This window comes from Olivibacter jilunii, from assembly GCF_900607235.1.
Lineage (GTDB): Bacteria > Bacteroidota > Bacteroidia > Sphingobacteriales > Sphingobacteriaceae > Olivibacter > Olivibacter oleidegradans.
The window spans coordinates 71,485-93,647 of sequence record NZ_LR027853.1; the positions used below are offsets into that span (position 1 = coordinate 71,485).

General features: G+C 40.4%; 14 protein-coding genes and 1 tRNA gene. 13 read left to right on the forward strand and 2 right to left on the reverse strand.

The annotated features are described in order from the left end of the window. Window positions 1-65 precede the first annotated feature (65 nt). The gene (locus E0E36_RS18660) at window positions 66-749 is read right to left on the reverse strand and encodes a DUF4290 domain-containing protein (RefSeq protein WP_013666196.1); all 684 of its coding nucleotides are present in this window, start codon (window positions 747-749) and stop codon (window positions 66-68) included. Between the two features lie 96 nt (window positions 750-845). After that, window positions 846-3,134: an ATP-dependent helicase gene (locus tag E0E36_RS18665; RefSeq protein ID WP_130857304.1), complete on the reverse strand. Its 2,289-nt coding sequence runs from the start codon at window positions 3,132-3,134 to the stop codon at window positions 846-848. Between the two features lie 578 nt (window positions 3,135-3,712). Here E0E36_RS18665 and E0E36_RS18670 point away from each other — a divergent pair. The 13 genes from E0E36_RS18670 to E0E36_RS18730 all read left to right on the forward strand — a co-directional run bounded on the left by E0E36_RS18670 (window position 3,713) and on the right by E0E36_RS18730 (window position 22,069). Continuing rightward, the gene (locus tag E0E36_RS18670) at window positions 3,713-4,534 is read left to right on the forward strand and encodes a 3-keto-disaccharide hydrolase (RefSeq protein WP_130857305.1); all 822 of its coding nucleotides are present in this window, start codon (window positions 3,713-3,715) and stop codon (window positions 4,532-4,534) included. 9 nt (window positions 4,535-4,543) lie between these two features. Next, complete coding sequence (locus tag E0E36_RS18675; protein ID WP_013666199.1) at window positions 4,544-5,011, forward strand: NUDIX domain-containing protein; 468 nt, start codon at window positions 4,544-4,546, stop codon at window positions 5,009-5,011. 71 nt (window positions 5,012-5,082) lie between these two features. Beyond that, the gene (locus E0E36_RS18680; protein ID WP_130857306.1) at window positions 5,083-5,889 is read left to right on the forward strand and encodes a hypothetical protein; all 807 of its coding nucleotides are present in this window, start codon (window positions 5,083-5,085) and stop codon (window positions 5,887-5,889) included. Next, window positions 5,879-7,918, forward strand: a complete 2,040-nt coding sequence (locus E0E36_RS18685; protein ID WP_130857307.1) for a ComEA family DNA-binding protein — start codon at window positions 5,879-5,881, stop codon at window positions 7,916-7,918. Before E0E36_RS18680 ends, E0E36_RS18685 begins: the two co-directional genes overlap by 11 nt. A 6-nt stretch (window positions 7,919-7,924) precedes the next feature. Then, a complete protein-coding gene (locus tag E0E36_RS18690) occupies window positions 7,925-10,033 on the forward strand; it encodes a ComEC/Rec2 family competence protein (RefSeq protein WP_130857308.1) in 2,109 nt (702 codons plus the stop codon). Window positions 10,034-10,043: 10 nt separating this feature from the next. Further along, a complete protein-coding gene (locus tag E0E36_RS18695) occupies window positions 10,044-11,945 on the forward strand; it encodes a RecQ family ATP-dependent DNA helicase (RefSeq protein ID WP_242627309.1) in 1,902 nt (633 codons plus the stop codon). A gap of 149 nt (window positions 11,946-12,094) precedes the next feature. Further along, window positions 12,095-12,682, forward strand: a complete 588-nt coding sequence (locus E0E36_RS18700) for an RNA polymerase sigma factor (protein ID WP_130857310.1) — start codon at window positions 12,095-12,097, stop codon at window positions 12,680-12,682. Window positions 12,683-12,998: 316 nt separating this feature from the next. Then, window positions 12,999-14,021 carry a FecR family protein gene (locus E0E36_RS18705; protein ID WP_130857311.1) on the forward strand — a complete coding sequence of 341 codons (1,023 nt, stop codon included), beginning with the start codon at window positions 12,999-13,001 and terminating at the stop codon, window positions 14,019-14,021. A gap of 165 nt (window positions 14,022-14,186) precedes the next feature. Further along, window positions 14,187-17,705, forward strand: a complete 3,519-nt coding sequence (locus E0E36_RS18710; RefSeq protein WP_130857312.1) for a SusC/RagA family TonB-linked outer membrane protein — start codon at window positions 14,187-14,189, stop codon at window positions 17,703-17,705. A 59-nt stretch (window positions 17,706-17,764) separates the two neighbouring features. After that, window positions 17,765-19,477 carry a RagB/SusD family nutrient uptake outer membrane protein gene (locus E0E36_RS18715; protein ID WP_013666207.1) on the forward strand — a complete coding sequence of 571 codons (1,713 nt, stop codon included), beginning with the start codon at window positions 17,765-17,767 and terminating at the stop codon, window positions 19,475-19,477. Window positions 19,478-19,604: 127 nt separating this feature from the next. Then, window positions 19,605-20,912, forward strand: coding sequence for an MFS transporter (locus E0E36_RS18720; RefSeq protein WP_130857313.1), 1,308 nt, complete (start codon window positions 19,605-19,607; stop codon window positions 20,910-20,912). Window positions 20,913-21,209: 297 nt separating this feature from the next. Continuing rightward, the gene (locus E0E36_RS18725) at window positions 21,210-21,938 is read left to right on the forward strand and encodes a (Fe-S)-binding protein (protein ID WP_013666209.1); all 729 of its coding nucleotides are present in this window, start codon (window positions 21,210-21,212) and stop codon (window positions 21,936-21,938) included. Between the two features lie 58 nt (window positions 21,939-21,996). Further along, window positions 21,997-22,069: transfer RNA gene (locus E0E36_RS18730), tRNA-Thr, on the forward strand. Window positions 22,070-22,163: the final 94 nt, after the last annotated feature.

The following is a 22,163-nucleotide window of genomic DNA, read 5'->3' on the forward strand; positions in this document are numbered from 1 at the left end:
TAAACCGGCCTTTATCTTGACATCGTTAGATACAGGCCGGTTGTTAAAAATATGTGGATAGCGATTTAGAAACGTTTACGCTTCTTGTTACCGCCATTATTCTGATTTTTATGCTGCTGCTGCCGGTTTTTCTGGCCGCCACCACTTTGCTGGTTACTGCTAGTATTACTTTTTGTGCGATTACCTGGAGGCGGTGTTTTGAATTCCAGTTTAGTTAAGTTCACATCTTCATCGAGCACTAATTGACCATTTGACATTTCTTTCAAATCGTCAACGATGTGGTCGTCACTGACAGAATCTTTATTCCAGGTTACATAGGCCATTTTCATGAAATTGGCCATTGCCTGTACCATTGTTTTTTTACGTTCCGGATCTTCAATCTTCTTGGCCTTTTCAATCATTAACTCAATGATATAACCGTAATGCTTGTATTTAATGCGATGCTGCGGATAATTCAACGTTTCCGGCTTTGCATGTATAGCACCTGGCGTAGGCTTGGGATAAGGCGAATCTACGTCAATTTGGAAATCGGAGATAATGTGCAAGTGATCCCAAAGTTTATGTTTAAAATCCGATACATCCCTTAAATGCGGATTTAAAAAGCCCATTAGGTCGATGACAACCTGCGCGTGCCGGTTGCGTTCTTCCTTCGTGGGGAGGGTGCAGATATAAGCCACCATGTTTTGAACATTACGGCCATATTCTGCCAATATTAATCTCTTTCGTGTGCTATTATAGTCAAATTCCATATTTTCTTTAGTTACCAGTTGCCGGTTGTTAGTTGCGAGCAGTAAGAAGATATCCGATCTGATATCGCTGACAACTCACAACACATAACTCGCAACCTAATTATTAACAATTCTAAGTTTTGCAAATTTAAGCAACAATTGCTTTTGTCCTAATTCTTTAAAAAAAATAGTTGCTTTTATGTCCGGTTTATTACCTTCTAAATTAATTACCTTCCCAAATCCAAAGCGTTCATGCTCTACTTCCATCCCCACCTGCAAATTACTGGTATCAGACGGTGCGAAACCGGCACTGGGTTGATGCGCTTTTGGTAAAATGGAAGTGGTTTTGGGTACGACTTTCGGTTTGGGTTTGGTAAAGATGTCTTGTGATTGCGGTTGCGACCAAGCTGTCCTTGCTTTACCAAAAACATCATCACCGCTGGATTTAGAGGCTGTAGGAGCACTGAAATCCAGTGCCAGGTATCTGGGGTCTATTTCATCTATAAACCGACTCGGTTCACAATTATTGAGCGTTCCCCAACGATAACGCGATGTTGCATAGGATAAGGTCAGCTTCTTCTCAGCACGTGTAATCGCCACATAGAATAGCCGACGCTCCTCTTCCAATTCCGTACGTGAATTCAGGGCAAGTTGCGAAGGGAAGAGGTTTTCTTCAAGTCCAACGATAAAAACCTGCGGAAATTCCAGCCCTTTCGAAGAGTGAATTGTCATCAGTGATACTGTATCAGCATTCGGATTCTTATCATTGTCGTCATTTGTCAATAACGCAATATCCTGCATAAATACATCTAGGCCTTTTTCTGCTATATCTTCACGCTCACTGAATTCTTTAATACCATTTAATAATTCCTGAATGTTTTCATACCGGTTTAGGCCTTCAACGGATTTATCCTCATAGAGATCTTTCAATATACCGGAATGTTGTGCGATATGTAGAGCGGTATCATAGGCACTGTTGTTCTTCGCCAGCACTTGGAAACTTTGGATGAGGGAACCAAACGGATATACAACAGCTGCCGTACGTCCGTCCAAATACTGTTGTGGGGTGGTAATGACTTCCCAAATACTTTTTTGATGTTGATCTGCAGCAATAAAGATGCGTTCTACCGAGGTGTCACCTATGCCCCGTCTGGGATAATTAATGACACGCTTAAGTGCTTCTTCATCGTTGGGGTTAAAAGTAAGTCGAAAGTAGGCTATTAAATCTTTGATCTCTTTCCTTTGATAGAAGGAGGTGCCTCCGTATATCTTGTACGGTATATTAAGTTTTCGTAAGGCCTCTTCCATGGCGCGCGACTGTGCGTTGGTACGGTAGAGAATGGCGAAATCCTTAAAACGCAGCGATTGCAAGGAACGGTCTTGCAAAATATTTTCTGCTACCATTTTTCCTTCTTCATTGTCGCTGAAAGCCCGTACAACTTTTATCTTGTCGCCCGTTTCGTTTTCGGAGAAAACGTTCTTTTTTAACTGATTTTTATTATTCGAGATAATACTATTGGCGGCATTTACAATATTTTGGGTAGAACGATAATTCTGCTCCAACTTAAAAACTTTTAAGTCCGGATAGTCTTTTTCAAAATTTAAAATATTCTGGATATTCGCGCCCCGGAAAGCATAAATACTTTGAGCATCATCACCCACTACGCAGATGTTCTCGTTGATTGCCGCTAGCCTTTTAACAATCAGATATTGTGAGAAGTTGGTGTCTTGGTACTCATCAACCATTAAATACTTGAACTTTGTTTGATATTTATAAAGTACTTCCGGATGTTGGTTCAGCAGGACATTGGTTTTAAAAAGCAAATCGTCAAAATCCATTGCACCTGCTTTGTAGCAGCGTTGACTATAGGTTTGATAAATTTGACCTAGATTACCCCTTCCGCCCGATTGATCCTCAGCCTGTATTTGTGCATTCTTTTGATACTCTGCAGCGGATATCAGGTTGTTTTTCGCCGCGGATATCCGATTATATACAAAGTTTGCATTGTACAGTTTATCATCTAACTGCATTTCCTTGAGAATCGATCGGATCAAGCTCTTACTGTCGTCCGTGTCATAAATAGTGAAATTGGCAGGATAGCCAATATGATGAGCCTCCACACGAAGGATTTTAGCGAATACGGAGTGAAAAGTACCCATCCAAATGTTTTTAGCTTCATTTCCAACTACTTTCATGATCCGCTCGCGCATTTCCTTGGCGGCTTTATTGGTAAACGTTAATACTAAAATGTTAAATGGATCAATGCCTTTTTGTATTAGATGGGCTACTCGATAGGTTATGACTCTCGTTTTGCCCGATCCAGCTCCTGCTACAATCATAACAGGGCCATCTGTTTGTTCTACTGCTGCCCGTTGTGAAGGGTTCAATCCTTGTAAGTAATCCAAAATCTCCTCGCTATTTTTTTATTGGATAATGTGCTATTCAATAGTGTTTTACCAGATTGCAAGCTATCATAGGTTAATATATAAAATCCCATGAATATCTATGTTTGCCAAATACAAACACAGATGAAATAACCTGGATATTCCATATGGCCTTTAAAGGACAAATTATTTGCACATGAAATATTTAAGGGCATAAAGATACGAAATAGATATGAGCTTCATAAGGTGAGGGATGATTTTGTATTAAAATAATTTGGTTGCTTTTGATGTTCAATTAATACGGCAATTGGAGAATTGGGATTAGCATACTATAGAATATTTTAAATTTCGTATTTTCAGCCCATCAAATTTGAATTATGAGCTCATCATAGTTTATTCAAACCACATAGGGGATGAATAAATCTGATAGCTTCATCACTTTTAAAAAGAAAATTATATACAGATGAAACCGAGATGTAAATAATAATGGACACACAGGGCAATTGACAAGTATTTACATTTTTAGGTGTCAATGAGCTTCGCTGTCGCTTCGGTTATTTACCCGAGCTCTCATCAACCATCAAAAAGAAAATAACAGGATGAAAAAAATAATTGCTCCATTGCTTTTTTTGGGGATTTTGGTAACAGCGGGATGCAGATCGAATACGGCAACCGAAAGCGAAGATGAACAAAAAAAAGAAGAATGGGTCTCCCTTTTCAACGGAAAGGATATCAATGATTGGATGGTGAAAATTCATCATCATGAGTTCGGCGAAAATTATGGGAATACATTTCGGGTAAGGGATAGTACCATACAAGTACGATATGATCAATATGGCGATTTCAATGATCAATTCGGGCATTTATATTATAAAATCCCTTATGCCTATTACCACCTTAAATTAGCATATCGTTTTGTTGGTGAGTTACAAAAAGGGGCTCCGTCTTATACGCTACGTAATAGTGGAGTAATGTTCCATTCGCAAGACCCTCGTACTATGCCAAAAGAGCAAGACTGGCCTATTTCAGTAGAGATGCAGTTCCTGGGGGGCTTGGGGGATGGAAAGCCCAGGCCAACCGGTAATATGTGCTCGCCGGGAACTCATGTCGTATATAAAGGGAAAATCGCCGATTCGCATTGTCTTAATTCAACTTCAAAAACGTACGATGGGGATCAGTGGGTTCATGCTGAGCTAATCGTTTTAGGCGATTCTTTAGTGACCCATATTATTGAAGGGGATACCGTACTACAATATGCTAAACCACAGATTGGAGGTGATGTAGCACATGGTTATGACCCAACGATTAAAGTCGATGGCAAACTGTTGAAAAGTGGCTATATTGCACTCCAAAGCGAGGGACAGCCCGTCGATTTTAAGCATATTGAAATTAAAGATCTTTCATCGATTTATAAGAAATAATAATAGAACATGCAGGCATTGTATCCATTTAACGTGCGGGTGTATGGTATCCTTGTGACAGAGCAGGGCGAAATCCTGATCAGTGATGAACAAGAGTATGGTAAACGTTTTAGTAAATTTCCGGGAGGTGGACTGGAATATGGAGAAGGATTGCGAGACGCTTTACGCAGGGAGTATATGGAAGAATGTTTGGTAGAGGTGGAGGTATTAGATCATATTTATACAACCGACTTTTATGAACATTCTTACTTTAATGATAGTCAGATTATCTCCGTTTACTATCGTGTACGCAATAAAATGCCTTTTAATCTAACTTTTAAAACATGTGCTTTTGATTTTGATGAGACAGAAGGGGATGTTTTTCAGGCCTTTCGACTTATTAAGTTGGAAGACATTAAAATAGAGGATTTGACGTTCAAAACGGATCGCATTGCCCTTGAAGAGTTTTTTAAACAGGAGAAACATTTTATCAAATAATTTTGTTCAGTTTGTTCATTATCAAAGGCTAACTACGTTAAAATATTCGGTTTAAGTATCTTTAAGGTGCTATGTTTGGTACCTTCTTAAACCTAATTTTATTACTAACCGCTATCAACCTCTCAGCCCAGGTTTACCCGGCTTCCCGATATTGTGCTATGGGTGGTACGGGAAATGCATTGCAAGGTGTTGAAGGGCTGACATCCAATGTGGCCGGCATTGGTTCAATGACTGCATCTAGAGCAGGCATTTATCACCAAGAACATTTTTTAAACACAGATATACGCACGCAGGGGCTGCTATTGGCAGTGCCCACAAAATTGGGTGTATTTGGTTCTCATATTTCAAATTATGGGATTAAGGATGCTTATAGCGAGTTGAAGGCAAATCTTAGCTACGCTAAACGTTTTGGCCCTCAGCTGTCCATCGGCCTTGCTTTAAATTACCATCAACTGCAGCTGAGGGAATATGGCAGAAATCAAGCTTTTTCGGCGGATGTTGGTTTACAATTTCAAGTAAAACCATTCTGGGTCATCGGTGCCCGCGTTGCAAACCCTGGATATGCTTCTTATGATTATTCCGCTTATTCCGTTATTCCGGTGATAATCGGCGTAGGTACCAGCTATCAATTTCATCCGAATTTACTTATAACTGCCGATTCGGAGAAGGTTCTTTATCGAGATAAGGTAGATTTCCGAACAGGCCTTGAATATAAACCCATTTCCTGGATGAGCTTTCGAGGTGGAATCGGATTAAATGAGTTTAGTCAATTTTGTGGGTTTGGCTTTGTATATCATAAAATGATTTTGGATTTAGCCACGGTGATTCACCATCGACTCGGGTTATCCCCTCAATTATTGCTTGCCTATGCTTTCTAAATCGGTCTTTTTTGTATTCTTATTTCTGTTATCCCATCTGGCCACTTTTTGCCAAACGGAAAATACCGATCTTATCGAACAGCTTGTTGAATCCATGGCCGATGATCTCACAGAAGATTATGATTATATGGAGCTTACAGAGAGATGGAACTACTATTTGAAACATCCGATCGATCTTAATAAAACAAGCAACGAGGAATTAAGCGAACTTCGTTTTTTGTCACCCTTGCAGGTAGCTGCTATTATCAACCATCGTAAACTAGCGGGGCCTTATCTGACGGTATATGAACTGCAAGCGGTGGACGGGCTGGATGTGGAGACGGTACGGCTCCTGCTACCTTTTGTTCGGGTAGAGCCGTCGTCGAATTGGAATATGCCGGCAAAAGAGTTTCTAAGTAGCGGAAGACATGATTTGATGTTTCGATATGGACGCATCCTAGAGAAGCAAAACGGCTATGCCATAAAGGATCTAAACAGGTCGAGATATCTGGGTAGTGCCGATCGTTTATTTGGCCGATATCGTTACACGGTTCCGCAAAAACTTCAACTATCGTTAAACATGAAAAAGGACGCAGGTGAACAGTTCTTTAACGGGGCACAGCGCCTTGGCTTTGACTTTTATTCGGGAAGCCTTTATCTACAGAACGTCAAACGATGGAAGCATGTTGTTATTGGCGACTATTCTCTACAGTTTGGACAAGGACTTGCTTTATGGACAGGGGTTAGTTTCGGAAAGGGGGCACTGGTTCAACATGTGGCGCGACAAGGCATCGGTTTACGTCCCTATACATCAGCTAACGAGTTTTCTTTTTTTCGCGGGATCTCAGCCACCTATTCAGTAAAAAAGTGGAGCATTACGCCTTTTATATCTTATAAAAGATTGAGCGCTACCTTCGTGGATAGTCTTGCCGGTAAAGCTAATTATAGCGCTATTATTGAAAACGGCTTACATAGAACACCTAACGAGGTATCGAACAGGCACAATTTAAAGCAGTTGCTATTTGGTACCAATGTTCAGTATCAACGAAATTCACTTACTATTGGTGGCAATGTGTTTTATACCAAGCTGTCAGGTATAATAAGACCTCGGACACTTTTATACAATCAATATGCATTTGCCGGAAACGATTTATCAAATGCCAGTATATACTACCATACCTATATTCATAATATGTACCTCTTTGGAGAAGTAGCGCATAGTTTTGGTAGCGGTTTAGCGTATACAAATGGTATTATCTCGTCCTTATCACACGACTTGTCCTTGGTTTTGCAGTACAGAGATTACCAAAAGAATTATCATGCATTCTATAACCAAGGATTATCGGAAGGGAGCCGTGCAGTAAATGAAAAAGGATTCTATACCGGACTTATCTTTCAACCCAATAAGAAAGTACTATGGGTGGCTTATGCAGATGCTTTTAAATTTCCTTGGATAAGGTACCGAGTAGACGCACCATCGGATGGTCAGGATCTGTTTACACAATTGACTCTTACTCCCAATAAAAAGCTAAGATATCTGCTTCGTTACCGTTTTCGGAATAAAGCTGAAAATGGCGATTCGATACACCCCACTGCCGCGCTAGACCGGGTTCAGCGACAACAAATTAGGGCTGAAGCACAGTATCAGGTTAGCTCGACCATCGTTTTCCGTAACCGGTTTGAATACGGGTTTTATAAAAAAGCCGCACATGCCGAAAAAGGCTACCTGGTTTATCAGGATGTGATTTATAAGCCTCAAGGTATGTTTTCAGGTAATGCCCGTGTCGCTTTATTTAAAACAGATGGTTACAATTCGCGCATATACGCCTTTGAGAATGATGTTTTATATGCATCATCGTTTCCATTCTACAGCAATAAAGGGATACGTTATTATCTCAATCTGCGCTGTCGAATCAGGAGGGGTATGGATTTTTGGTGCCGTTATGCGGCTAGCCACTATCCGACGCTCCAAGAGCTGGGTTCGGGCTTGGATAAGATTGAAGGCAATCGCAAATCAGAAATCAAAATGCAGCTACGCTTTCAATTTTAAACTGAGATGTCTAGATTCATCAATTACCATACACAGGCGCCATTCGTATCTTTTTTGCTTGCCCTCATCCTCGGAATTGGAATAACCTATTTCATACCCCTGTCAATTCTTACGTATCGGTTCATACTAATTGCTTGTCTATTGTTAATTGCCTGTTTTTTTGGTCTTGCCATTGGAACAAAGTGGAAGGTGCGATATTTATATGGACCTGCTTTTATAATTTTTTTGACAATACTTATTTGCTTTGGAGTTTTGCTAAACTGGAAAAGCAACCCGGTTATCGACCATAGGCATTTCAGTCATTATCAGAGTAATCATTTGCTTGGTTTTGTATCCGGTGAACCTAAGGTGAAAGGGGAAATTATAAGCACCGAAATGACAATCAATTATGTGAAGATAAAAGATGAATATAAGCCGGTAAGAGGGAAGCTTTTACTGAAAATTAAAACAAAGGAGAGAGACTTACTACTCCATTATGGTGATGAGCTTCGTATTCTTAGCAACTTTAAACGACTCAGGCAACCTTATAATCCCCATGAATTTGATTACGCAGTTTATATGTCTCATCGGGGAATTTGGCACGAAACGTTTCTTACTTCAGATGCGTTGAGCAAGACCGGTCGTAAAACGGGAAACCCGTTAATCGGTTACGCGCTCGAAACCAGAAAAAAAATGGTCGAGAAGTTTAATCGGTATTTTAAGAGTAAGGAGTCTGCGGCACTTCTCGCTACGCTAGTTTTAGGGTACCGTGCTTCCTTGGAGAAGGAACTGATAAAGGTCTTCTCCGCTACCGGCACAATACACATATTGGCCGTTTCCGGTATGCATGTTGGAATTGTCTTCGCTTTGTTTGCTTTTTGTTTACAATGGATGAATAAAGGCGGATGGTTGCGATATATACGTCTTCTTTTATTATTACTCTTTATATGGGCTTACGCATTACTAACAGGTTTTGCGCCATCTGTTCTCCGAGCGGCATTTATGATCAGTATCTTCATTATTGGCAATACGCTGAGACGTGCCGGTAATGGATATAACAACCTAGCCGCCTCTGCCTTTTTCTTATTATTGTACAACCCGGGATTTCTGAGAGATGTAGGTTTCCAATTGTCTTATTTGGCGGTTCTTGGCATCATTTGGTTGATGCCTCTTTTATCAGAGCTAGTAAGGTTTAAATATGAACTAGCGAATAAAGGCTGGTCATATGTATCGATGTCTTGCGCAGCACAATTAGCGAATTTCCCACTGGTGCTCTATTATTTTCATCTCTTTCCTGTTTATTTTTTGCCGGCAAACTTGTTTATCACCTTGCCGGTTAGCCTCCTTATTTACGCTGGTTTCTTATTATTAATGCTGCCGCTAAACAAATTCACCTATGGTATGGCTGATATATTAGAGCAATTCGTTCTTTTTGTTAACCGGGTATTGGTTCGTATAGAACAATGGCCTTTAGCTACCGTGAAGTCGATTTGGTTAACAAGCTATGAATACCTGATGCTTTACCTGGTTATGATAACGCTGGTACTAGCTTTTCAATTTTCCCGGAAGCAGTTGTTTTATGTATCAGTTATAAGTATTCTTGTTTTAGGACTGATTGTCAATCAGCAATTATGGTCTAAGCATAACAGTAACCGACTCATCATCTTCAATGTCAATGATCAAATGGCTATAGGGCTTATAAATGGTGCAAAACCAATTCTTTACAGCAATGCCGATTCGATACAACAAGCGTTTATCCAATATTCCGTAATACCGGCACTTGAAGCTTATTCATCGATTCAATATTTATCCTTTATCAAAGAACCAGTGAAGTTCCATCTTAACGATATTTCCATCACGAACAATCATCTTCAATTTATGGAGAAACAGTTGCTGATTTTAGACGGTCGAAAGAACCATCCAATCGCTACCGCACCTGACTGGTTGTTGATACGAAACAATCCGAAAAGACCGTTAGACAGCTTGTTGGGCACCTTGAAAAAAAGCACGCTTCTTATACTAGATGGGTCTAATAGTCGGCATACGATTGATAGGTGGCGGGCAGATGCAGAGCGATTGAATATCGAATTCTACTGTCTAAAGGATAATTTTGCTTATGTTTGGGGCGCTAAATAGCTTAAACGCTATGTCTATACACGAAATTCTAGAACGGTATTGGGGTTATTCGCGTTTTAGACCTCTTCAGGAAGAGGTTATAAACCATGTTTTGGCTGGCCATGATGCCTTAGCGTTGATGCCTACAGGCGGAGGTAAGTCGCTCTGCTTTCAAGTTCCTGCACTGGCAATGAAAGGGATTTGCATTGTTGTAACTCCTTTGATAGCCTTAATGAAAGATCAAGTCGAGAATTTAAAAGCAAGAAACATAAAAGCGGTAGCAATATTTGCGGGTATGACCAAACGTGAAGTAGATATTGCATTGGACAACTGCGTGTATGGAGATATAAAATTTTTATACCTGTCGCCTGAACGCCTAATGAACGAGCTCGTGAAAGAACGGCTACGGTATATGCCTGTCAATTTATTCGCCATTGATGAGGCTCATTGTATTTCACAATGGGGATATGATTTTAGACCCCCTTACCTTCATTTATCTGAACTACGTGAGCTACATCCACAGGTGCCGTTTTTAGCATTAACGGCTACTGCCACACCTAAAGTAGTAAATGACATCCAGGAGAAACTTAAATTTAGAAAAACGACCGACCAAGCCGTATTCGTCAAAAGTTTCTCACGGGAAAATTTGGCCTATATGGTGATTGCTGAAAACCATAAGACCGGCCGCTTAGTCAAAATCATAAAAAAAATAAAAGGAAGTGGTATCGTTTATGTCCGAAACAGAAGGGAAACGCAGGAAATTACCCGTTTCCTGTTGATGGAAAACATAAAAGCCGATTTTTATCACGCCGGGTTGTCGACCCCGGAACGATCGAAAAAGCAAGAGGCATGGAAACAAAACCAGACACAGGTAATTGTAGCAACCAATGCTTTTGGTATGGGTATTGACAAACCTGATGTCCGTTTCGTAATCCATATGGATATTCCGGATACATTGGAAGCTTATTTTCAGGAGGCTGGGCGAGCAGGACGGGATGGAAAGAAAGCCTACGCGGTGTTGTTGTATAATGAAGAAGACAAGGAGCGACTAATAAGAAATTTTGAGTTAAGCTTTCCCACAACCAAGGAAATCACCCAAATTTATTATCACTTGGGAAATTATTTTCAATTGGCGTATGGTGCGGGACAATATCTGTGCTTTGATTTTGATATAGGCACTTTTTGCAAAAGGTACCAGTTAGAACCTTTAAAAGTAATTAGTGCGCTGAAGTTTTTGGAACGCGATGAATGGCTCGCAGTAACAGAAAATGTATACTTACCTTCCCGGTTTCGCTTCGAAGTGGGATCGCAAGATCTATACAGTTTTCAAGTAGCCCATGCCAACCTGGATGGATTTATCAAAGTCATGTTACGTGCTTATGGCGGGGCCTTTGATTATTATGTTTTATTTCGTGAGGCGGACTTAGCCCGTAAAGGGGGACTCTCACTCCATGAGACGCTTAACCATTTAAAGCAGCTGGAACAGTATCAGATTATCAGTTATTTATCGCAGACAGATAAACCACAGATCCAGTTCTTGCAACCAAGAAGCGATTCACAGCATTTACATATTGACAAAAAGCACATTGATGAACGAAAGAAAATAGGCGAGGAGCAATTGCAGTCTGTACTCAACTTTTTACAGCTTGATGCTTGCCGATCACAACAACTGTTAGCTTATTTCGGAGAGAAAAACGTGGAGCTTTGTGGGATATGCGATTATTGCCTGAAGAGGCAGAAGAAAGCAAAGGAAGAAGAAATAGAAGACCTAATCGTTGCCGAGATCATAGACCTGCTATCAACTAATCATTTGACCTTAGATGCTTTGGTCGATGGATTGAAAACGGGAGATGAAAGCGATCGAATCACCTGTATCCGTAATTTAGTTGATGGCGGAAAAATAAAATTTAACAGCGGTAAGTATTATCTCTAATGGAATGAATAAAGAGTACAGTCCCCTTTACACAGAAACACACTGTTACAAAATAAGTGTGAAATAATCACATTAGCATACAATTGACCGAGTTTGTTTGCTTAATTGAATGTTGTTTATATATTTGTGCTAACCACTTTATAAACGATATGGAATACTGCGACTCTACGGATGCTGAATTACTAACGAAAATAAAGGAAAATGACCACCGAGCATTCAAAGAGATTTATAAGAGATATTGGAAAGTGTGTTTTTTACAATTATTCAAAAAATCAAGCAGTAAAGAGTTAGCAGAGGAATTAATCCAAAATATTTTCATATCCCTGTGGGAGCGCAGGCAAATAGTTGAAATAAACAATTTATCTGCTTACTTGATGTCGGCTGTTCGATTCAGCTTCATTAATTATCTAAAAAACGTTTTGCAATTTGATCAATATGCGGAATACAAAAAGACGCATAGTGAGATCGGTGCGAATAGCTTGGAAGAGCAGTTAGCGGTTCGGGAGCTTTCTATCTCGATAGAAAAAGGAATTAATATGCTGCCTCGTAAAACCCGGGAAGTGTTTGTGCTAAGTCGCCTGGAATATAACTCGGTGAAGGAGATCGCACAGAAATTAAAAATTTCCGAAAAGGCAGTAGAATACCATATTACCCAATCGTTAAAAGCCATGCGCCTAGCCCTGAAGGATTATATGATTATTATAACTTTTATTGTTTCTGCTTTATTTTGCTGCTAGAACGACTTCCGGAAATCGTCTATCAGCTTTTATTGCATATCCCTGGCTTTGCAACAAGCTTGCTCAGATCCTTACCACAAGATTATACTGGCTAATTATCACATTGGCTAATTCGTTAAGTAGTCAAATAGTTGAGTAGGGAAATAGTTGCTCTACAATTCACCACTAAACGACTCAACCAGTCAACGTTTCAACAACTCAACCACACCACGTCTCAACCAAATAAAAAAAAATTAAAAAAATTTAGGGGTATGGCTTAGTTGTATTACTATAGATATGTAAAGCCTTTATAAGGCCTATACTAACCAGCATCATTATGAGCCGTAAAGCCTTTCAAAGTTTATTGGAGCGCTATTTAAAAGGTAACTGCACACAGGAGGAGCAGGAAACCGTTCGTCGTTGGTATGATTTGTTAGATAGCGATGTCGATTTAAATTTAAGCGAAGTCGAATTTGCAGAACTGGAAGATCGGCTATGGGATAAGATTAACAAGGAAACGCAGCCAAGGGAGGACAAAAAAAAAGGTCGATCGACGGTGATTAGGCCATTCGGTAGATTTTATATATCAACAGCCGCAGCCGCGGTGCTGTTAATTGTAGGTTCGGTTTGGGTTTACAATCGATTAAAGTGCAATCCCGTTGAACCGGACTTTGTGAGTAAAAAGGAAAGCTTCATTACGAAAGTTATAAATCCGAATGATGAACCATTGGAAGTTTCCTTGCCGGATTCAACGCGGATTAAGCTTTTCAAAGGAGCGCAGCTAACATATGCTACTCGTTTTAATAAACGAGAAGTTTCATTAGTCGGTGACGCACTATTTAATGTGAAGGGAGACCCCGCTAATCCTTTTCAGGTATTTCATGAAGAAATGATTACCAGGGTATTAGGTACTTGTTTTAAAATCCAGTCGGGCAAGGGAGCGGGTAAAGACGAAGTAATTGTGTACACCGGTAAGGTACAAGTAATACGAAGTGCTAAAAATAATTTGGTACGACGAATAATAGAGACACCGAAGACCTTGAATTTAACGATGAATCAACGAGCGATATTGGACGAGCAAAAAGGAAGCTTTAGTGAAACGTTGGTAGAAAGGCCCATTCCTGTTGAGACGAAAAGAACGCTACTTGATGAGGTCGTATTTAAAGAAATCAGTTTAGCAGACTTAGCCAATAAATTAAGTGATGTTTATCATATCGATATCCGTGTAAGACCAGCTGTCAGGAAGATTACATTTCGAGGAGATTTGAGTGGTATGGAGTTGTTTGATCAGCTAAATCTCGTTTGCAATGTTACAGAAACCAATTACCATATAATCGGTAAAACAATTGAAATCCAATAAATCCAATCAATAAAACGAAAACCAAACATGAATCGCTTATGAACACAACGTAGACTAAACCAAACAAAGACCGGCAATATGGGGGTATTGCCGGTCGGAGATTAAATCATGATTCAGGGTCGGTGCTTAAAACCGGCCCTTCACAAACCAAAATTTTTCGAATTTATGAAAAAAGAACGAATTATTGCTTTAACAAAAACGGCGATGAGAATATCCTTTATTCAAGCGCTTCTTATTTCGGTGGGAACCTTAAGTGCCTACGCCCATACAGCCGAAGCACAGGGAGCTTTGAAAAAAACGATTAACATAACGAAGAAGAGGATGACCTTGAAGAACTTTTTAGAGAATTTGGAAACCCAATCTCAAGTAAAGTTCGTGTACAGTCCTTCTATATTAAAAAGCCATCGAATAGTGGAGGTGGGAAGCTTGCAAAGTAACTTGGCGGATGTGTTGGAGGAGGTATTGGCTCCGATGGATATTAATTATAAGGTAGAAAATGAAAAGATCTTACTCATTCAGAATCGACAAGAACTGAAAATTGTAGGTAGAGTAACCGATGCAACGGATAATGCGCCTTTGCCAGGAGTCAGTGTCTTAGTAAAAGGGTCAACCAATGGTATTTTAACAGACAATCAAGGGCAGTATAGCTTAACCGTGAAGGCAAACGACATATTAGTTGTCTCCTATGTAGGTTATACGAGTCAAGAAGTTCGTGTTAGCAGTGGGAAGACAACTTATAACATCAGTTTGCAATCAACTACGAGCGATTTGGACGAAGTGGTGGTTACCGGTTATTCCGCACAACGTAAGAAAGACTTGACAGGTGCCGTTGCGGTGGTTGATATTGGACAATTGAAAAGCCAGCCTGCTGCGAGCCCAGTTGAAGCCTTACAAGGTAAAGCCACTGGCGTGCAAATCGTTTCTGATGGAGCGCCGGGAGCAACACCTCAGATACGCATCCGCGGTTATAGTACAATCAATAATAACGACCCTTTATATGTAATTGATGGGGTTCCTTATGAAGGAAAATTAGGTTGGTTGAACTCGAACGATATCGAAAGTATGCAGGTATTGAAAGACGCTTCGGCGGCTTCCATATATGGAGCACGTGCAAATAATGGAGTTGTTATTGTCACTACAAGAAAGGGTACTAAAGGAAAAGCGACAATAGGTTTAGATGCATATTACGGTGTTCAACAAGCTAGAAGTAGCGCTTTTCCAGATATGTTAAATCCACAACAGTGGGCAGAAAATCTTTATCAAGGTTATCGTAATGCAGGCCTAGATCCAGTCAGTGCCTGGGGTAGGATGTATGGTTCTGGAGATAACCCAGTATTACCGGATTATTTATTAGCTGGAGGAAAAGTTGGCGCCCAAATTACTGCTGCAGATGTGGATCCTGCTCTATATAATTATTCGCGTGATAACTCCACCTTTTACCAGATTACTCAAGCAAATAAGGTGGGAACCAATTGGTTCAAAGAACTGACGCAGTCTGCTCCTATGCAAAGTTATCAACTTAGTGCTAGCGGTGGGTCGGATGATGCAACCTACGCAATGTCCGGCGGGTATTTTAAACAAGAAGGCGTGGTGATTAATACCGGTTTCCAACGTTTTAATTTTAGATCCAACACCCAATTTAGTGCATTTAATAAAAAATTACGCATCGGAGAAAACGCGCAATATTCTTATACAGAGAATTATGGCATAGGATCTAATGTTAATGTCTCTGGTGATTATCAGGGAGAAGGAAGCGTGCTCGGATTTGCCTACAGGATACAAAATATTATTCCTGTATATGATATTATGGGGAATTTTGCCGGGTCTCGAGGTGGTGCTTTGGGAAATGGAGAGAATCCTGTGGCCATATCTTATCGAGCTAAGGATGACAAATCGAAAAGTAATACATTTTTTGGTAATGCATTTGCTGAATACGACATTATTGAGGGTTTGATGTTGCGCACCAGTTTTGGTATTCGCTATGAAAACTGGGGCAATATTGACATTGTCTATCCTAATCCGGAATTTCAGGAAGGAAGTTTTAACAACGCCTTGACAGAAAACCAAGGATATAATACCGAGTGGACTTGGACAAACACTTTGAATTATAAACCGAAACTTGGTGATGACCACAGTTTGAATGTATTGTTGGGTACAGAGGCTTTTAAAAGCCGCAGTCGACAATTAACTGGAGGTAGGAATAACTTCTTTATCTTAAATAGCCTGGATTATCTTTATCTAAGTCAAGGAAGCTCTAATATTAGCAATAACAGTTTAGGTAACGTAGGTTCCCTATTCTCTTTATTTGGTAAGGCCGACTATGCTTTTAAAGACCGTTATTTATTAAGTTTAACTGTACGTCGTGATGGTTCGTCTAACTTCGGTCCAGATAATCTTTATGGGGTATTTCCTGCAGCTAGTGCAGCTTGGCGGCTATCTGAAGAGGAATTTTTGAAAGACGCTACTTGGTTGTCTGATTTGAAAATCCGTGCAGGGTATGGAGTTACAGGTAACCAGCGGATTCCAACCTTTCAATACCTCAATCGCTTTTCTTCCACTATTGCGCAATCTTCTTATCCGATGGGAGGAAGCTCATTTGTAACGGGTATTTACCAAAATGCTTACAGTAATCAAGGTATCAAATGGGAAGAGGTGAAATCGCTCAATTTAGGACTTGATTTTACTTTATTGAATGGTGATTTTGACGGGTCGTTTGATTGGTATAACCGTAAAACGAGCGACATGCTTTATCAATTGCCTTTGCCTGCCATTGCGATCGGTTTAGGAACTTCTCCTTATGTGAATGTGGGTGATATGCAAAACAAAGGAGTAGAATTGTCGCTAGGATATCATTATGGCAGAAGTCAACAAAAACCATTTACGTTGGATGTTACAGCAAATATATCGCGAAACGTAAACGAGGTGGTTTCTTTAGCGCCATCCGTAACGCAGCAGGTATATGGGAATTTTAGAAGCTTGCAAACCACTATTTTGAAAGACGGCGCGCCTTTTGGTTCGTTTTATGGTTACAATATGATCGGTATTTATCAAGACGAAGAGGATCTTGCGAATAGCCCGACTTATTCTGGTGCACGTGTGGGGGGACCAAAGTATGCAGATATTAGTGGAAACGGAACCATCGGTCCAGAAGACCGTGATGTCATTGGTAGCCCACATCCTGATTTTGTTTATTCACTAGGTATTAATGCTGCCTACAAAAATTTTGATGTTCAAATGTTCTTTAATGGTTCACAAGGAAATGACTTATATGAAGCGACGCGTTATTTTACGGATTTCGGGACTTTCGCTGGGCAAACCAGTACTCGTTTGTTAAACGCTTGGAGTCCAACAAATACCGGCAGCATGACACCTTCGCCTTATCAAGGGGCTTCAGATTTTGAATATGCTTCCTCTAGTTATTATGTACAGGATGGAAGTTTTTTCCGAATGAAGAATTTTCAGATAGGCTATAACTTTCCTGTGAAGACGCTTTTTGGAGCCAATACTGAAATCAGTAGATTCCGCGTTTATCTCGGTGCAACGAATTTATTTACCATCACAAATTATACTGGCCTTGATCCGGAAGTCTCACAAACCAATAGCACCTTTCAAGCTTTGGGAGTTGACTTTGGTGTTTATCCGGTACCACGTCAATATATGATAGGGTTAAATATTGGCTTCTAATAATTAATGTTTCTGATGAGGCCTATAAGTTATCAGATTAATAACAAAAAATGTATCCGATGAAAAAGAATAAAATTGCAATATTGATAAGTATTTCTCTCTTAGCACTAGGCTCTTGTAGTAAGTCGTTTTTGGAGAAAGTTCCCCAGGGGCAGCTGTCAGACCCGCAGGTGATAAGTAGTGAAGGGGTGGAAGGCTTACTAGTTGGGGCCTACGCACTTTTGAATGGTAATCAGGATGGGACTTGGGGAAATTATGCTTCTGCACCAAGCCAATGGTTATTTGGGGAGGTAGCCTCTGATAACGCGCATAAGGGAAGTGATGGTACTGACCAGCCTAACATGAATCTTATTGAGGTATATCAGCCTACAAGTACCAACGATAACCTTTCTGTTATGTGGACCCGTTATTATGAGGGAATTGCTAGATGTAACAATACATTGCGGGTGTTAGCGGCTGATCAAGCTGGAAATAAGACAATTAGCGCCGATCGTGCTGCTCAAATTCAAGGCGAGGCACGTATGTTAAGGGCTCATTATTATTTTTTCCTAGTAAGAGTATTTAAAAACATCCCGTATGTGGACGAAAATACACCGCCGGATGAGGCGAAGACTAAACCAAATGATACCGATGTATACCCAATGATTGTTGCTGATCTTGAGTTTGCGGTGGAAAACCTACCCGTGGAAAAAATAAACGGACAGGTTGGTCGGGTAGATAAAATGGCGGCTGAAGCCTATTTGGGGAAAGTATTGTTGTACCAAAAACAATATGCAGAAGCTCTGCAGCACTTTACAAATGTAATGGCAGGAAAAGATATTACGTCCATGCCTTATGAGAATAATTTTGATGTAACAACAGAAAATGGTCCGGAATCTATTTTTGCTGTCCAACATGCTATTAGTCCAGACGGAACTGGAGATAACGCCAATGTAGGTGATATGCTGAGTGGCCTGTATGGCACTTCACCGGTAGGTTGCTGCGGATTCTTCCAGCCAACCTTCGACTTGGTTAATGCCTTTAAAGTGAATGAACAAGGCTTGCCGTATTTAGACGGATCTTATCGCAGCAATCCCTACAAGTCGGACTTTGGTTTGAGCGGGGCCGCAAAGGATAATTACCAATTAGACGTTAATTTACGTTTTGACCCTCGTCTGGATTATACGGTTGGTAGGCGAGGAGTTCCTTATTTGGATTATGGTACCATGCCTGGTGATGCTTGGATTCGTTTGGCTAGTTATGCAGGTCCCTTTGTGGGCAAGAAGAATCAGGTTCCGGTCGCGCAGTTCCCTTCACATACGGTTTCCGGTGCAGCCTACATTAATGATCTGAACGTGAACCTAATTCGACTGGCTGACGTTGTTTTAATGGCGGCCGAATGTCAAATTGAATTGGGAAATTTAAGTGAAGCACTTCGCTTAGTAAATTCAGTTAGAGCAAGGGCGGCTACAATAGCGCCGATTTCGATAGGAGATACACCAGCTGCTCAATACGATGTAAAACCTTATCCTTCCTTTCCAAGTGTAGAATACGCTCGCAACGCGGTGCGGTTTGAACGTCGATTGGAATTAGCTATGGAGGGACATCGGTTCTTTGACTTAGTTCGATGGGGCGTTGCCAAGGATGTGCTTGAAAGCTATTCGGGATTTGAAGGTGGATTTTTACAATCTTACCGTAATCTTACCTTTAGTTCACGGAACGAATATTTCCCAATACCGCAAGATCAGATCGATCAAAGTAGCGGAACTTTAAAGCAAAATGAAGGTTACTAATTCATACTTCGCTTGAACAAGAGGGCCGTTTCTATCTATGAAACGGCTCTTCTTGTTTAAATGGGACTAGTGCTTGCCTTTAATTTGGAAAAGAAATATTAGGTTTGTGGTAAAGGAAACGACTTGAATGAAACTAAACGATAAATCAACCATTAGGGCCTGGGCCATGTTCGATTGGTCGAACTCCGCTTATAATTTGGTAATCACTTCTACCATTTTTCCAGCCTATTACACGGCGATTACTACTACGCAGGATAAGGGTGATCAAGTTAATTTTTTTGGCTTTCAATTTATTAATACCGCATTAGCAAATTACTCGCTTGCCTGTGCTTATTTGATCATGGCCATCGTACTGCCTGTTCTTTCTGCAATTGCCGACAATAGAGGAAACAAAAAGTCATTCATGAAAGTCTTTACTTATTTGGGAGGCCTTTCCTGTATTGGACTGTTTTTCTTTAAACTAAATACTTTAGAGTGGGGAATTATCTGTAGTACGCTTGCTGCGATGGGCTATATAGGGGGTGTGCTTTTCAATAACTCCTACCTGCCGGAGATAGCAAGCATTGACGAACAGGATCGGGTAAGTGCCCAGGGATTTGCTTATGGTTATATAGGGAGTGTTTTATTACAGATCATTTGTTTCGTATTTGTTCTTAAACCGGAATGGTTCGGTATTCAGGATGCTACTTTTGCCCCTCGTCTTTCATTTTTATTGGTTGGGCTCTGGTGGATGGGTTTTTCTCAAATACCGTTCAAGAAGCTACCATCAGGAAAAGTGAAGCCAAACAAAATAAATACACATATTTTAAGAAGCGGTTTTAATGAGCTGAACGCGGTGTGGATTAAAATTAAGGGATTGCAAAATCTTAAAAAGTTTCTAGGCGCTTTCTTTTTTTACGCAATGGGCGTGCAAACAACGATGTTGGTAGCGGCTGCTTTTGGCGAGAAAGTATTGCATTTGGGAGCATCGAAATTAATTGCCACGATCCTGATTATTCAATTGGTAGCTATCTTAGGCGCTTTTTTTATGTCTACGTTGGCCAAAAGACTGGGTAATGTACGGGTCTTGATCATAGCCGTGTTGTTATGGATCGTTGTCTGTTTTAGCGCTTATTTGATACAAACAGAGATGCAATTTTACATCTTAGCAGCATTAGTAGGACTTATCATGGGAGGAATCCAGTCGTTGTCTAGGTCCACCTATTCCAAATTAATACCCCGTGAAGAAGAGGATACAACGGCTTTTTTTAGTTTTTATGATGTAACGGAAAAACTCGCCATTGTCATTGGGCTTTTCTTTTTTGCTTTTATCGAAGAACAAACAAAAAACATTCGATATTCTGCATTATCGTTAGCATTGTTCTTCGGCATAGGTATGTTCTTTTTGATTCGACTTCTCCGTCAGAATAATAAAGAGAATGTTTCGTTGAATTAGAGTGTATTAAGATTAAAGGAACGTTTATTTTAACTTCTTTCTTTCTCCGCGAAAGAAAGAAGCAAAGAAAGCTCGCCGCTGCCTGCCTACCGCAGGCAGGCAAAATTTAGGAGTGTTAGTGCCTCCCAGTGCTAGTTGTAAATTTTGGAGGCGGCATTTTAGTAGAACGGAGAGCTTTTGCGAGCAGCCAATAAGGACTTAAGGGCTGGAGAAAACGGCCTTGGAGGACACCGGCTTTGACAACCGGAATAGAACCTATCAAAAACAATTATTACCTTTGAAACAAATGGAATACCTATGGAAGTAAGCTTATTTATACCCTGTTTTATTGATCAACTATATCCAACAACCGCTTTTAACACAATTAAAGTGTTGGAGAAGGCAGGGTGTAAAGTACAATACAACCCTGAACAGACCTGTTGTGGGCAGCCGGCCTACAATGCGGGATTTTGGGATGAGGCTAAGGTTATTGGCAATAAATTTCTCGACGATTTCGCGGAAGCTAAATATATAATATCCCCTTCGGCGTCTTGCACAGGTATGGTGAAAAATGCTTATAATGATCTTTTTACCAATTCAATGGTGCATAATAAGTGCCGTAGCATTCAATCAAGTATACACGAACTATCAGACTTCTTAATAAATATAGTAAAAAAGGACTATTTTGGAGCAGAATTGGAAGGGCGAGCGGTCTATCACGACTCATGCTCAGCCTTGAGGGAGTGTAGAATAAAAGAAGAACCGCGTCAGCTATTGGCAAAAGTAGATGGGTTGGAGCTTGTTGAGATGCGCGACCAAGATACCTGTTGTGGTTTTGGCGGAACCTTCGCAGTTAAATTTAGTGGAATATCTTCTGCCATGGCTGAACAAAAAGTAAATAATGCGCTTGCTATGGATGCTGAGTACATCATCTCAACAGACGCTTCATGCTTATTGCATCTTCAGGCCTATATTGATAAGCAAAATCTTCCCATAAAAACGATGCACTTAGCGGATGTGTTGGCTAATGGATGGGGAAACGTATAAATAGTTTGTAAAAATGATTTGACAATTAGGCGTTCCATATTATTTTTGTCTTACAAAAGCCGACGTAGCTCAGCTGGTAGAGCAACGCATTCGTAATGCGTAGGTCGCAGGTTCGATCCCCGTCGTCGGCTCTCTTTAATAGAAAAGTCTCCCTATCAGTTTTTTGTGCTTTTTATAGGGCAAGTAATCTGTAAAAATTAACGTACATTATTTCTGAATAAAAGA